Source organism: Providencia sp. JGM181 (genome assembly GCF_018257375.1).
Classification (GTDB): domain Bacteria; phylum Pseudomonadota; class Gammaproteobacteria; order Enterobacterales; family Enterobacteriaceae; genus Providencia; species Providencia lanzhouensis.
On sequence record NZ_JAERJY010000030.1, the window covers coordinates 1 to 13,910 of the forward strand.

The 13,910-nt window shown below is 45.1% G+C and carries 12 protein-coding genes; 6 read left to right on the forward strand and 6 right to left on the reverse strand.

Features of this window, described 5'->3' with window-relative positions:
- The 4 genes from JK188_RS06260 to epmA form a co-directional block, all read right to left on the reverse strand.
- Positions 1 to 749 (reverse strand): tetratricopeptide repeat protein (locus JK188_RS06260; protein WP_211888630.1); only part of this gene is annotated, 749 nt, incomplete at its 3' end.
- Between the two features lie 3 nt (positions 750 to 752).
- Positions 753 to 2,702 (reverse strand): phospholipase D-like domain-containing protein, encoded by a 1,950-nt coding sequence (locus JK188_RS06265; RefSeq protein WP_211887310.1) that lies wholly within the window; start codon positions 2,700 to 2,702, stop codon positions 753 to 755.
- A gap of 1 nt (position 2,703) precedes the next feature.
- Entirely contained in the window at positions 2,704 to 5,412 is a 2,709-nt protein-coding gene (locus tag JK188_RS06270; protein WP_211887525.1) for a DUF2345 domain-containing protein, read from the reverse strand.
- 280 nt (positions 5,413 to 5,692) lie between these two features.
- A complete protein-coding gene (gene epmA / locus JK188_RS06275) occupies positions 5,693 to 6,670 on the reverse strand; it encodes an elongation factor P--(R)-beta-lysine ligase (protein ID WP_036955971.1) in 978 nt (325 codons plus the stop codon).
- Between the two features lie 786 nt (positions 6,671 to 7,456).
- Here epmA and frdA point away from each other — a divergent pair.
- The 4 genes from frdA to frdD are packed head-to-tail and all read left to right on the forward strand — an operon-like array spanning position 7,457 to position 10,759.
- Positions 7,457 to 9,253, forward strand: a complete 1,797-nt coding sequence (frdA, locus tag JK188_RS06280; protein ID WP_036955970.1) for a fumarate reductase (quinol) flavoprotein subunit — start codon at positions 7,457 to 7,459, stop codon at positions 9,251 to 9,253.
- Entirely contained in the window at positions 9,246 to 9,980 is a 735-nt protein-coding gene (locus JK188_RS06285) for a succinate dehydrogenase/fumarate reductase iron-sulfur subunit (protein ID WP_036955969.1), read from the forward strand. Before frdA ends, JK188_RS06285 begins: the two co-directional genes overlap by 8 nt.
- A 14-nt stretch (positions 9,981 to 9,994) precedes the next feature.
- On the forward strand, positions 9,995 to 10,390 hold the full coding sequence (gene frdC / locus JK188_RS06290; protein WP_006659010.1) for a fumarate reductase subunit FrdC: 396 nt from the start codon (positions 9,995 to 9,997) through the stop codon (positions 10,388 to 10,390).
- 15 nt (positions 10,391 to 10,405) lie between these two features.
- On the forward strand, positions 10,406 to 10,759 hold the full coding sequence (gene frdD, locus JK188_RS06295) for a fumarate reductase subunit FrdD (RefSeq protein ID WP_006659009.1): 354 nt from the start codon (positions 10,406 to 10,408) through the stop codon (positions 10,757 to 10,759).
- A gap of 71 nt (positions 10,760 to 10,830) precedes the next feature.
- Here frdD and tetR read toward each other — a convergent pair whose 3' ends face one another.
- On the reverse strand, positions 10,831 to 11,436 hold the full coding sequence (tetR, locus tag JK188_RS06300) for a tetracycline resistance transcriptional repressor TetR (protein ID WP_211887308.1): 606 nt from the start codon (positions 11,434 to 11,436) through the stop codon (positions 10,831 to 10,833).
- Between the two features lie 83 nt (positions 11,437 to 11,519).
- On the opposite strand from tetR, the gene tet reads away from it, so the two are divergent.
- Both tet and JK188_RS06310 read left to right on the forward strand, forming a co-directional pair.
- Positions 11,520 to 12,731 carry a Tet(A)/Tet(B)/Tet(C) family tetracycline efflux MFS transporter gene (gene tet, locus JK188_RS06305; protein ID WP_211887306.1) on the forward strand — a complete coding sequence of 404 codons (1,212 nt, stop codon included), beginning with the start codon at positions 11,520 to 11,522 and terminating at the stop codon, positions 12,729 to 12,731.
- 36 nt (positions 12,732 to 12,767) lie between these two features.
- On the forward strand, positions 12,768 to 13,352 hold the full coding sequence (locus JK188_RS06310) for a TetR/AcrR family transcriptional regulator (RefSeq protein ID WP_211887305.1): 585 nt from the start codon (positions 12,768 to 12,770) through the stop codon (positions 13,350 to 13,352).
- A 33-nt stretch (positions 13,353 to 13,385) separates the two neighbouring features.
- On the opposite strand, the gene JK188_RS06315 is transcribed toward JK188_RS06310, so the two are convergent.
- Positions 13,386 to 13,835 carry a winged helix-turn-helix transcriptional regulator gene (locus JK188_RS06315; RefSeq protein WP_211887303.1) on the reverse strand — a complete coding sequence of 150 codons (450 nt, stop codon included), beginning with the start codon at positions 13,833 to 13,835 and terminating at the stop codon, positions 13,386 to 13,388.
- Positions 13,836 to 13,910 lie beyond the last annotated feature (75 nt).

Genomic DNA, 13,910 nt, shown 5'->3' on the forward strand with positions numbered 1-13,910 from the left:
ACTAACATCGAAGCAGACATTTCATGCCCATTTTTCGTTGCTAATTGATAATATTTTAAGGCACTACTTAAATTGTTTTCTACATTAGCTGAGTATGTAGCTAAGCGCCATGCTGCATCTCCATTTCCTTGATTGGCTGCGCAAATAAGCATTTTTTTGCCTATTTCAGGTCGATAGGCTGGGTTATCTCTATCCGATAAACGTTGAGTAACAAAAATTCTCCCAATGACATATTGGGCTTCAGGGTTACCCAAATCTGCTGCTTGGCGAAAATAGTCTAACGCCTTCGTGCGGTCAGCTACAACACCATAGCCTGTATCAAGATAATGCCCCATTTGGTAATAGCCATAGCTAATGTCCAATGTAGCCATTTTTTGGATAATATCCCATACCTCTTGAGCTGAGCCTTTTCCGTTTATCGGAGGTACTTTCCCATAACTGATTAAGTTACTTAAGTTAAGCATGGCTTTGGGGTGATTACGCTCTGCAGCTTTACGGTAGAGTGCACCTATCTTGGAGTAATCCCGTTGAGATTTATTGACCTTTTCAAGTTTTCGCGCCTGTTTAAACCAAATGTCGGCTTCAGGATCAACGGGAGGTAATGTGTCTTTTTCATACACACAAGTGAACGTTAAGTCGGATTCTGTTTTTTGAGTCATGTCTTTCTCTTTTTCTTCTACAGGCTTGCAGCTAACAAGTAGCACTAAAACACACAATAATAAATTAGGTTTAAGTTTAATTAGTGGCATAATTTAATCCGTATTTTCTAACCCAATCGTTTTATCCTCAAACGGAAGTAAAGGAGCTATAGGCATTTTTTTATCTCCTTTCAATTCCTTATTTAGACTAATTATTCGTTTCCATTCATTGAACTCCGTCGTTAAATCACCGGAAACACTTCCCGTTCCTTTATGGATTTTCCACAATTTTTCCCGTAACGGTTTAACAATAGGAAAGATGTCCGTATCTTGCAGTATCACCGCAATTTCAGTGTCAAATGCCATACTGCGTAAATTGATATTGGCAGAGCCTTGGATTAAAAAGGTGTCATCCACTAAGGTTAATTTGCTGTGGACATACACCGACTGCCAGCGATCAGAATCTGGAGAAACCAAAGTACAAATAACGCTTTTAAACCCCTCAATGGTTTCTTCCTGAATATCATCAGGGTTAACTACATCAATTGGGGCTAACACCTGACCGTTTCGGGTCGATGCCATGACATTATTTACCGTATCTCGATACGCAGCATGCTCCCGCATCAAATCACGGCGCCCTAAGGTTTCCAGCATCTTATAAGTTTGATATCCACCGACTTCATTCGAGTCACCCACCTCTGCTTTTGTGGTTGAGTTTGTCACCACAAATAAATAGAACGGTGGCAGTTTCGCACCTTGCAGTTTAGAGTCGATTGCAGCGGCTTCGGCAAAGCGCTTATTTCGCTCTTCGACCATATTGCGGACATCCTTGGCAATTGACGATAACCGGAAATATTGGTTTTCAAAATAAAGGTAGTTACGTGCATGTTTAACACCGTGGTCGTAGGACTTTAAAATATCATATTCATCATATTCGGGATGTGTGCGACAAATTTTTCCCGCCGTCGGTGTTAATGGGTGTCGAGCTAAAAATGTATAGCGCTCATTTAAGGCTTCAACATGCTCTAAAGTGGGCGTGTATTGGCTGCGTGAAATTGCTTTACGTCTTTCTGTCAGCTGGACACCTTCACTACCGTGTGTAAACAAGCCTTCAGTTTCCTTCCAGGCCGTGACAAAATTATCGCTTAAATCACACAACACTTCGCCATACACACAGTTAGAGGTATCTTGCCATGCAGTGGGTCCATCACGTCCAAGCCATGACATCTCTTTATATTGTGTAATCGAGTGTTTATCGTCATCCCAATACTGCGAATGCATGTTGTGTCCCATGACAAAGCCAATCGCAAGTGTGGGTTCTTCATAATCAATCAACACCGCTTTTTGGTGATGAGTGGGCACCATCGCCAGAGCGGCCATGCGCAAACTGAGCTCGATATCATCAGTGCCAAACTGGTGTTTGGTTAACTTTGCTACCTGACTCAAACGAGATGAGGGGCTATTTATTGCCATTGAGCGGGTACGCACCGACAAGTTTTTAATTTGATTGGTTTTTGCGCGATGTAACCACTCTTTATCAAATTGGTATTGTTTATCGGATTCATACTCTAATTTAGCCCCTGCCGCGAGAGCCTTCTCCATCGGCAGTTCAATTTTTTGCCTCGGCGTGTAATGGGTTGATAATCGCCAACCTGGCAAACTGGTTTCACCGAGTTTAGCTAGTTCATCAAACCATACTAGAATACGGACTTTCACCCCTTCTTTCGCTTTCTGTTCAAGAAGCTCTGCAATCGTCGGAAATGTTCCTTCATTAATCCCCCTTGAACGTTCAAAATACATGGAAGGCTGGAAACCCCATGTAATAATTTCAACGCTGTGCTTGGCATGCCGAATTGCCTCCGCAACTGCGGCAAAGGTTTGTTTCCCATTCACCAGTGGGGCATACACAAATAAGCTCATCGGGTATTTGGTACTCTCAGGGATCCAACTGGGTGTCATTTGCAGTACCATACACGTCGAGACGGGTAAACGTATTTTCTGCTCGGTTGCTGGTATGGGTAACTGCACAGAAGCGGGGAATCCCCCAGATTGATTTCCTGACATATTATTTTCTCTTATTCCATTCAGTAATAAACTGGGAAAGCCCTTCCCCCCACGCTTGGCCTATTCGCGAGCTTTCTCGCTCTTGGCTAGGCGCACTGGTTCGAAAACCAACATTAACGGGTTCGACGTTTTCTGCTTCTTGCGACTCCGCAGAAGGAACATCGATATCGTAACGATCCCCATTCAATAGACGCAGTTGGTAGCTGTCCGTGGGAATATCATGGTCAATTTGGATATTTCCTTGCGCATCACTCATGCCTTTTAGGATAAGCGCCCCATTGGCATACAATTCATACGGCTCAAACGCACGCGCCTTCATGGGGCTTTGCGGCGACGAACTTAGTTGAAAACGCAAGGCTTGTTTCGGCATCGACTGTGGAAATTGTGGATGAGTGACATCCATCGAGGCGGGATCTTCAACCACCCAGTTAGTGGTTTTGACCGTTTGGTTGCTGGGGCTGCCGTACTCTATCTGCCCGCCTTTTAAGCGAATATAGGCACCGCCACAGGTCAATAGCAGTTCATCTTTGGCTGCAACCACGGTTTTACCACCGGTACTGGTGACCGTCATGTCCTTGAGTGAGGTTAAGTGCATTTCATCGCTTTGGGCTTGGATCTCTACCTTGCCTTTTGCCGCAAAGGCTTTAATACCCATTGTGTGAGCAAACAAGCTGATGGCTTTGCCCGCCGCTAAGGTGATTTTTTTCCCCACAGAAATATCTGCCTGTTTATTGGCAGTCAAAGTGATATTTTCACCGCTGTTCACCTGTACAGTTTTCGGGGAAGTTAAGGCAATACCGGCAGGCGCACTGAGTAACATTGCCGCTTGTTGCAGTTCTTGAATCGATTGGGTCAGTAAAGTTTGTTGGGCGTTTAAATCAGCCAATTCCGCTTTTGCGACGTCAGCGGCTTCCCGTAAAGAACTCACCAAGTTCAGTGCATCATCTAACTGTTGCTTGGCTTCGCGCATATCCAATTGTTCAGAAGAGGCTTTCGTGCGTAAGTCGGTGCTAATAAACAGCCCTTTTCCTGCTCGAATGGCGCCCCAACTGTCAGTGCGCAGCTCAAAACCATCCCCACGTTTTTCACGCCCTTGGTTAACCAAATGCCCTAAATTCAGTTGGGATTTACCGCCGTATTCGGTGCTGAGCTTGATATGCTCTTCCCCGCGCTTATCTTCCATACGAAGCTTATTATTTGCCGGAGTACGAATGACGTTGCGAGTATTATTTTTGTCAGTGATGTGGTCGGGGCGATGGGAATCATGCAAGGCATGGGCGATATACGGTCTATCTGGGTCGCCTTCATGGAAGGCAATCGCCACTTCCGTTCCTTGAATTAATGGGAAGTGTATTCCGTAGGTATCGCCTGCATAGGGTTTTGCCAGCCGCACGGGCATGCTTTCATACCCCGTCGGTTTTTCATCACGGTCGGCATCGAATTTCACCCAATAGAAACCGTGCTCATTTTGATGGGCGTAAATATCATGGGATTTTGCACTGGTAATGCGTGCCATCAAAGTCCCTGCAATCACAGGGCGAGGCTTTAGAACAGGTCGCCAGCACAGTGCTTCGGTGTACGGTGCCGCATCAAATTGAATCACTAATGCATGGCTACGACTGCCTGAAAATCGTAATCGAGTGACTAAGATTTCGGATTGAAAATCTGTCGGTAACGTGGACGGCAACTGGCTATCAATCACTTTAAAAATCATCAATGGCGTCAGACGTGGTGAATTACTTTTGCCTCGCAGCAGAGTTTGACGTGCTAAAAAGCGTTCATGGTCAAGTCGTGACCAGAAGTGAGCGGTTTCCGTTTCAGGTTGGTATTTCTCACCGCGCTCAAGATGGCGGGCTTTGTAGTGGTAAACGTCGCCATAGTTTATATCGTCCCCATCTCCGCGAGTCATGTCCGTTTCAATGGATAGCAAGGTTTGCATCGCTTGCCGGTGATTATAATCTTTAGTCACGACACTGCGTTCCACCACTTGGTGACGTAGCGATAACCCCCACACGCTTTCAACGCCATTGTCATTCATGCCAGAAGGGCTATTGAGCGGCAGCTGTAAATCATACACATAGGCGCGTTGGCTATCGCCAAAGTGAATAATTTCCGTCTTGGTATCTGTTTGCAGACTAAAGGAATAGAAAATGCCCACTTCACTGAGCAAACGCTCAATAAATTGCCAGTCACTCTCATTGATTTGGTTGATTTGCTCTCGCTTAGGGTATTGACGCTGTAAGTGAAACTCAAACTCCCAGCCCTGAATTTTGTGTTCACGCAAAATAAGCTCAACCACTTCCGGTACAGATTTATTGAGGAAAAAGCGATGGGAACGCATCTGATGACGCAGCAATGAGACAAACGGCTCAATCACAATTTGGTATTGAGCTTCATCCGCCGAACCCGATAATCGCTTAAAGTGCGTGACCACACCATGCACTCGCTTTTGCGGTTCATTCAGTGAACCTAATGCCGCCAGCGGAATAGTGGGAGATGAAAAGGTAAAATGGGCGGTACGACGAAGAAACTGTTGGGCTGGTAGGTTTTGGGCTGAGGAGGTGAATGTTATCTGATAGCGATAGGTTTCACTAATGGCTTCTCGCCCAATGAAGGATTCAACATCCAATGGAACACTACAACCTTGAACGCCCAATTGATAGCGATTATGGAGTGGAGCGATTTTTAAAGCGAGATCCTGTAAGCCCATTCTATTCATGCTCCTTTTCTGCTTGTTCCGTGGCAACCAGTAATAGAAGCAAAGGTAGAAAGGTCACCAACCCAAACTCATTTTATTTAACTTAAGTCAAACAGAAGACCAGCAAATGAACTTGAAATCAACCATAATTTTCAAGAATGGGACTTATAGAAGAATTATCCGAAAGCATTTAATCCGTTTTTGGTAGAACGGGCAGGAAAGAAAAAGCACCTTCGTCAATCAATGATCAACGTTCAAGGTGCTTTTTAATGTCATAGATAGAAACTGAGTTTTAAGCAATCGTCACAGGGAATGCAATCACATCACTGATTCGTTCGGCATTCAGTGCCAGCATGATTAAGCGATCAACACCAACAGCCACACCGGAACATGCCGGTAAACCGTGCTCAAGCGCTGCAAGCAAGTTTTCATCAATCGGTTGAACGGGTAAACCCATTGCAGCACGCTTGCGGTTATCTTGCTCGAAACGTTGGCGCTGTTCACCCACATCGGTCAGTTCATGGAAGCCATTTGCCAGCTCCATGCCCTTAAAATAGACTTCAAAACGCTCAGCTACACGGTGATCTTCTGTGCTAATCACCGCTAATGACGCTTGCGTTGCAGGGAAGTGATAAACCACCGCTGGCTTCTCTTTACCAATGTGTGGCTCCACGCCCATGGTAAACAGTAGTTGCAACAAGGTGTCGCGGTCTTCTTCATTGTCCGCCACATTACTTAAATCTAAGCGGGCTGCCACTTCGCGTAACTCGCTTTTTTCCGCAGAGAGCGGGTCAATATCTAAGTGGCGTAAAAATGCTTGCTGATAAGAGAGTAGCTCAGCACTTTCGCATTCCAGCACTTGTTGCAGAAGGTCATCCACTTCATTGATTAAGCGATACATATCAAAGTGTGGGCGGTACCATTCCAGCATCGTAAATTCAGGGTTATGGTGTCTTCCTGCTTCTTCATTACGGAAACTGCGGCACATTTGATAGATAGGCCCACTTCCCGCTGCTAGTAAGCGCTTCATATGGTATTCAGGGCTAGTCATCAAATATAAATTGATGCCTTGAGCCGCGCCGGGTCCCACAAAGCGAGTTTCAAATGGAACAAGATGAATGTCAGTCACTGTGGCCTGACTCATTGCGGGTGTGTCTACCTCAAGTACACAGCGATCAGCGAAAAAACGTCTGATTTCCGCAACAATTTTTGCGCGCTGTAACAGGTTAGCGATGGGGGCTGTAGGCAGCCAATTCGCTACTTCACTCATTAAAATAACTCCAAAATAAACTTAGTCGTGCAGTGTACTCACCTCCTCCTTAACACACAATGGAATATTGTGGATATTATGCGCTATCTGAGTATCGATAGGGGATATGATTCAAGGCGAGAAAAGATGACGTGATTATCCCCTGCTTTATACGATTAGGCAAAAAAGCTTTATTATGAACTTTTAACATTTGGTTAAAAAAAAACAAAAACATGATTTTTTCTTATCGCTTGTGATGCATATGTTAAAACCAAACTTCACTACTCACCTTATTGATACAATTTAAATCTGTTTTTTAGCATTAAAAATTAAGCGACTTTCTAAACAGTGAACTCTTTCGCAATTTTATCTTCGATATGATTCTAGAATTTCCGCGAGGAACACCAGATTATCCACTGTTAGAAAGAAAAACCTGACGATTTTAGTTGGTTTTAAATGCTAGGAATTCCGTTAAATTTAATGATAATTATTTGAAATTCCTTTTTATTATTTTCGGTTTCTCTGCAATTTCTTGACACCCAAAAACAATTTACAAAAAGAAGACGCAGATCACACTTTAGGGGTAATATCACCCAAAACACCTTTCTATATCAAATTTATCCCCGCCACTATTCGTTATAATTCCCAACATAATAAGTCGTTATTAGCTATTATATATTTACGATTAAAAAAAGATTCTTTGCAGATTTGCCTAAAGGCAAACCGAAACTGAAATAGCTAAGCACTAAAAGTATTTAAAAGAATTTATTAATTTAACACTTTACACTTGAACAATGGAGAAGCGCAGTGCAAACCTTCAATGCCGATTTAGCGATTATCGGGGCCGGGGGCGCAGGCTTACGTGCAGCAATTGCTGCTGCTGAAGCAAATCCCAATATCAAGATTGCTCTGGTCTCAAAAGTTTACCCAATGCGTAGCCATACCGTGGCCGCAGAGGGGGGATCAGCCGCAGTTACTCAAGCCCATGATTCCTATGACTATCATTTTAATGATACCGTTTCTGGTGGTGACTGGCTGTGTGAGCAAGATGTCGTCGATTATTTCGTCGAACACTGCCCAACAGAAATGACCCAGCTGGAACAATGGGGATGCCCTTGGAGCCGTAAACCAGATGGTTCAGTTAACGTTCGCCGTTTCGGTGGGATGAAAATTGAACGTACTTGGTTCGCAGCCGATAAGACTGGCTTCCACATGCTGCATACCCTGTTCCAAACTTCATTAAAATATCCTCAAATCCAACGTTTCGACGAGCACTTTGTTCTCGACATCATTGTGGACGAAGGTCAGGCGCGTGGTCTGGTTGCTCTGAACATGATGGAAGGGACGAAAGTTCAAATTCGTGCCAATGCTATCGTTATGGCTACTGGTGGTGCGGGTCGTGTTTACCGCTATAACACCAACGGCGGTATCGTAACCGGTGACGGTATGGGTATGGCGCTGCGTCATGGTGTGCCATTACGTGATATGGAATTCGTTCAGTATCACCCTACTGGTCTGCCAGGTTCCGGTATCCTGATGACTGAAGGTTGTCGTGGTGAAGGCGGTATCTTAGTCAACAAAGATGGCTATCGCTATCTGCAAGACTACGGTATGGGTCCTGAAACGCCACTGGGCAAACCAGAAAACAAATATATGGAACTGGGTCCTCGTGACAAAGTTTCACAAGCATTCTGGCACGAATGGCGTGCAGGTCGCACTATCAGTACTCACCGTGGTGATGTTGTGTATCTGGATCTACGTCACTTAGGTGCTGAAAAACTGCATGAACGTCTACCATTTATCTGTGAGCTGGCAAAAGCTTATGTGGGTGTTGACCCTGTAAACGAACCAATTCCTGTTCGTCCAACAGCTCACTACACCATGGGTGGTATTGAAACTGATCAACGCACCGAAACTCGCATTAAAGGTCTGTTCGCGGTGGGTGAATGTTCATCTGTTGGCTTACACGGCGCAAACCGTTTAGGTTCTAACTCACTGGCAGAATTAGTGGTATTTGGTCGCTTAGCGGGTGAAGAAGCGGCACGTCATGCTGCTGAAGCTACCCCTGCAAATGCAAGCGCTATCGAAGCACGTACTCGTGACATCGAAAATGACCTGCAAAAACTTCTGAACCAAAAAGGTAAAGAAAGCTGGTCGAAAATTCGTGATGAAATGGGTATTTCGATGGAAGAAGGTTGTGGTATCTACCGTACACCTGAATTAATGCAGAAAACTGTTGATAAACTGGCAGAGCTGAAAGAGCGCTTCAAGCATGTTGAAATCACTGACCATAGCAGCGTCTTCAACACTGACTTACTGTACACCATCGAATTAGGCTTTGGCTTAGACGTGGCGGAATGTATGGCTCACTCTGCGATTAACCGTAAAGAGTCTCGCGGTGCGCACCAACGTCTTGACGAAGGTTGCACTGAGCGTGATGACGTCAACTTCCTGAAACATACTCTGGCGTTCTATAACCCAGAAGGTGCACCACGCCTTGAGTACTCTGATGTGAAAATCACTAAATCACAACCAGCGAAACGTGTGTATGGTGCTGAAGGGGCAGCTCAAGATAAGGCGAATAAGGAGCAAGCTAATGGATGATATGAAACACTTAAAAATGGAGATCATGCGTTTCAACCCAGAAACGGACAATGAACCCCATTTAGTGACTTATGATGTCCCTTATGACGAGCAAACCTCTTTGTTAGATGCTTTGGGCTACATCAAAGATAACCTCGCGCCAGACCTGTCTTACCGTTGGTCTTGCCGTATGGCTATCTGCGGCTCTTGCGGCATGATGGTGGACAATGTTCCTAAACTGGCTTGTAAAACATTCCTGCGTGATTATCCGCAAGGAATTAAAGTCGAGCCACTGGGTAACTTCCCTATCGAGCGTGACCTTGTTGTTGATATGACAAGCTTTATCGAGCGTTTAGAAGCTATCAAACCTTACATTATTGGTAATGATCGCAAACCTTCTGACGGTCCGAACAAGCAAACTCCAGCTCAAATGGAGAAATATCATCAGTTCTCTGGCTGTATTAACTGCGGTCTGTGCTATGCAGCGTGTCCACAGTTTGGTCTGAACCCTGAGTTCTTAGGCCCTGCGGCAATCACCTTAGCAGAGCGCTACAACCTCGATAACCGTGACCACGGCGCGAAAGAGCGTATGCCATTATTAAATGGTGACAACGGTGTATGGAGCTGTACGTTTGTAGGTTACTGCTCTGAAGTCTGTCCTAAGCATGTCGACCCGGCGGCGGCTATCCAACAAGGTAAAGTTGCGAGTGCGCAAGACTTTGTTATCGCCATGCTGAAGCCACGATAAGGAGAATTGAAGTCATGACAACTAAACGTAAACCCTATGTCAGGGAAATGAAAGGCGACTGGTGGCAAAAGCTGGGTTTCTACCGCTTTTACATCATGCGTGAAAGTACTTCCGTGCTTCAGGTTTGGTTCAGTATTTTAGTCCTGTACGGCGTATTTGCTCTGAAAAATGGACCTGAATCATGGGCGGGCTTTGTTGGGTTCTTAAGTAACCCAATCATTCTGATCATTAACATTGTGACACTGGCTGCGACGCTGCTGCATACCACAACGTGGTTCAAACTGGCGCCAAAAGCTGTCGCTATCATTGTTAAAGATAAGAAACTGCCAGATGAGCCAATTGTAAAAGGCTTCTGGGCACTCACTATAGTCGTGACTGCGGCTATTTTAGCAATCGCATTACTATTTTAATCGAAGGAGAATCTGATGAATCTAACGCCTAAACGTTCCGATGAGCCGATTTTCTGGGGATTATTTGGTGCAGGTGGTATGTGGAGCGCCGTTATTGGCCCTGCAATCATTCTCTTACTGGGTATTTTAATCCCATTAGGTGTCGCACCAGAAATGCTGAGCTATGAGCGCATCATGGCATTTAGCCAAAGCTTTATTGGACGCATTTTCTTATTACTGATGATTATTCTGCCTGTATGGTGTGGTATGCACCGTATTCACCATACCCTGCACGATTTTAAAGTGCATGTTCCAGCAACAAAATGGGTGTTCTACGGCAGCTCAGCAATCATTAGCGTTATCGCAATCATCGGTGTATTCACACTGTAATTGTTGATTAACTAAGTAAGTTGATACCAAGTACCCCATCAATGCACTGCATGATGGGGTATTTTTTTGCATTACTTATGGCTTTCTAGCCCGGATATAAGCGCGGTTAAACCGTATAAAAATGCCGATTCCCCCTCATCCCCATCCATAATGTCTAATGCATCTTTCAATAATGGCGGCATATTTTCATCGGTACTAGGCTCGACGTCCCGCTGAGCGGCTACATGCTCTTGCTGTTCCAGCACCGCCCCTAGCGTAAAATGCCCTACCGCACTCAAAGCATACAATCCTGCTTTTAGCGAAAAACCATTGTCCAACATAAACTGTAATTGGGTTTCAATCGTGGTGTATTGGCTTTGTGTTGGGCGAGTTCCTAGATGTACTTTAGCACCATCTCGATGGCTTAATAGCGCTCGGCGAAAACTCAGCGCATTATTGCGTAGAAACTGCTGCCATGTTTCCCCTTCTCGCGGTAATCCATGATCATGATGACGAACGAGCATTTCCACCGCCAGCGCATCCAATAACGCACGTTTATTTTTCACATGCCAATATAACGTTGGTTGTTCAACCCCCAACTTTTGCGCGAGCTTACGCGTGGTCAGCCCTTCCATGCCCACTTCATTCAACAAATCCAGTGCGGCGCTAATAATGGTGTCTCTGTCTAATCGAGCCATTAAGTTCTCCTCATCATTTCTGTTGACACTCTATCACTGATAGGGATATATTCCAACTCTATCACTGATAGAGAAAATGTATTATGAACAAAACCGCTGTTATTGCTTTAATCATCACCGCCCTTGACGCGATGGGAATTGGGCTGATCATGCCTGTCTTACCCACACTGTTACGGGAATATGTCACGCTGGATCAGCTCGCTAACCACTACGGTGTACTGCTGGCTCTGTATGCCGTGATGCAGGTCTTCTTTGCACCACTGTTAGGAAAATGGTCGGATAAATGGGGACGCCGCCCGATTTTGCTACTCTCCCTTGCCGGAGCCGCGATGGATTACACCTTACTCGCGCTTTCTAGCACACTTTGGATGCTCTATTTAGGGCGCTTAATTTCAGGGATCACTGGGGCAACGGGAGCCGTGGCCGCTTCGGTTATCGCCGATTCCACAAAACCAGAAGAACGTACGGCGTGGTTTGGTCGCTTAGGCGGCGCGTTTGGTATTGGCTTGATTGCAGGCCCTGTGATTGGCGGATTTGCGGGGGATTATTCCGCACATTTACCGTTTATTATTGCGGCGATATTGAACGCGTTCACTTTCCTCATGGTTTTCGTTCTGTTTAAAGAGCCACAGAAAACAATACAGCTAGAAAATCACGCAAATGCACCACAACATAATCTCTCATTTATGCAGGTTGCTAAGCCGATTTTGCTGCTACTTACGGTCTTCTTCACCGCACAGCTAATTGGACAAATTCCAGCAACAACATGGGTTCTGTTTACCGAAAGCCGCTTCCAGTGGAGTAGTGTTGAAGTGGGTATGTCCCTTGCTGGGTTGGGCTTAATGCACGCCATTTTTCAGGCAGTTATTGCAGGAACCATCGCCAAACTATTCAGTGAAAAAGTCACCATCATTGTGGGCTTTATTGCGGATGGCTGCGCATTTATGGTGCTGGCATTTATCACCCAAGGATGGATGATTTACCCGACATTAATTTTACTGGCTGGCGGCAGCATCGCCCTTCCCGCATTACAGGGGTTAATGTCTTCCCAAGTTAGCCAAGAAAATCAAGGTAAGCTGCAAGGAATGTTAGTCAGCCTAACCAATGCAACGGGGGTTATTGGTCCGCTGATGTTCAGCATTATTTTCGGTCAAACACTCGGTATTTGGGATGGCTGGGTCTGGATGATTGGCACGCTGCTTTATCTCGCACTGATTGGCTGTTTTTTACTGTTTTATCGCCCTCACCACATATTGAAAGGACATTCCGGTATTTCGGACGTAAAATGTTATTAAGTCTTCAATGAAAATAACGCGATAAGAGCCCTATTTATGTTAACGCCTTTGAAAAAGCCAAGAACCAAGCCAGCAGAAGAACGTTTGAACGACCTGATGAATGCCGCGGAAAATCTCTTTCTTTCCAAAGGATTTCTCGCCACGACGGTGAGTGAAATTGTGGCTATGGCAGATGTGGCAAAAGGGACGTTTTATCATTATTTTCAATCAAAAAACGAAATTATGGATGCCCTACGTACCCGCTATATGGATTGGTATTTAGGGCATATTGCAGATGCGCTTTCACAACATCAATCGGCATCTTCACAATTAAAATCATGGTGCGAAAACAGCGTTAGATACTATGTTGAAAAACAGACACTGCACGACATGCTGTTTCACGATGAATATCACGGACACACTAACAGCCATGAACAACGTGCCGTTGAGCAAATTAAGCAGATTTTAGCCCTCGGTGAGCAACAGCAAGCTTGGCATGCCGCACCACCAGAGCTTATCGCCACGATGATCTATCATTCAATGCATGCGGCGGTAGATAACCTCGCCACCACCAACGAATACAACCAAAGCAATTTGGGTGAATTGCTGTACGGGCGTTTTGTACGTCTTTTGGCACAATAAATTGCAGTGGCTTGCCCCTGACTCAGAGGGGATTCACGACTTAATTTTGATCACTTCAGTCTCATTTGGCGATAACGTTTTTCCATCATGAGAAAGCGGGAACATTGCCGGAATGGGACTTTGAGTCTGTTTATCTATCAAGATAGAGTGCGCTTCTCCCTCACGAAATAGATTCACTTCCCCCCATTGCCTTAGCGCAACCACGATAGGAAAAAGGCTTTCACCTGCCTCAGTCAGCACATATTCTTGGTAGGCGGTACCGTCTGATGCATCCTTCAGTTCGAGAATATTTGCATCGACTAATTTACGTAATCTGTCTGACAGAATGTTACGTGCAACCCCTAAACTTCGTTGAAAATCACCAAAACGTCGTACGCCATCAAATGCATCGCGCACAATTAGTAACGACCAACGATCCCCAATTAAATTCACGCTTCGAGCCACAGGGCACGGGGATCCCTCCATTACTGTATTCGACGACATGACTCCCCCTCTATTTAATACCTAAAAAACCAATATCAAAGAATGAATACCCAAAAAATCCAGTTGCATTTTAAA

Coding starts and splice junctions, on each gene's coding strand:
- JK188_RS06265 (WP_211887310.1), bottom strand. CDS start 2,702: ATGTCAGGAAATCAATCTGGGGGATTCCCCGCTTCTGTGCAGTTACCC.
- JK188_RS06270 (WP_211887525.1), bottom strand. CDS start 5,412: ATGGGCTTACAGGATCTCGCTTTAAAAATCGCTCCACTCCATAATCGC.
- epmA (WP_036955971.1), bottom strand. CDS start 6,670: ATGAGTGAAGTAGCGAATTGGCTGCCTACAGCCCCCATCGCTAACCTG.
- JK188_RS06285 (WP_036955969.1), top strand. CDS start 9,246: ATGGATGATATGAAACACTTAAAAATGGAGATCATGCGTTTCAACCCA.
- frdC (WP_006659010.1), top strand. CDS start 9,995: ATGACAACTAAACGTAAACCCTATGTCAGGGAAATGAAAGGCGACTGG.
- frdD (WP_006659009.1), top strand. CDS start 10,406: ATGAATCTAACGCCTAAACGTTCCGATGAGCCGATTTTCTGGGGATTA.
- tetR (WP_211887308.1), bottom strand. CDS start 11,436: ATGGCTCGATTAGACAGAGACACCATTATTAGCGCCGCACTGGATTTG.
- tet (WP_211887306.1), top strand. CDS start 11,520: ATGAACAAAACCGCTGTTATTGCTTTAATCATCACCGCCCTTGACGCG.
- JK188_RS06310 (WP_211887305.1), top strand. CDS start 12,768: ATGTTAACGCCTTTGAAAAAGCCAAGAACCAAGCCAGCAGAAGAACGT.
- JK188_RS06315 (WP_211887303.1), bottom strand. CDS start 13,835: ATGTCGTCGAATACAGTAATGGAGGGATCCCCGTGCCCTGTGGCTCGA.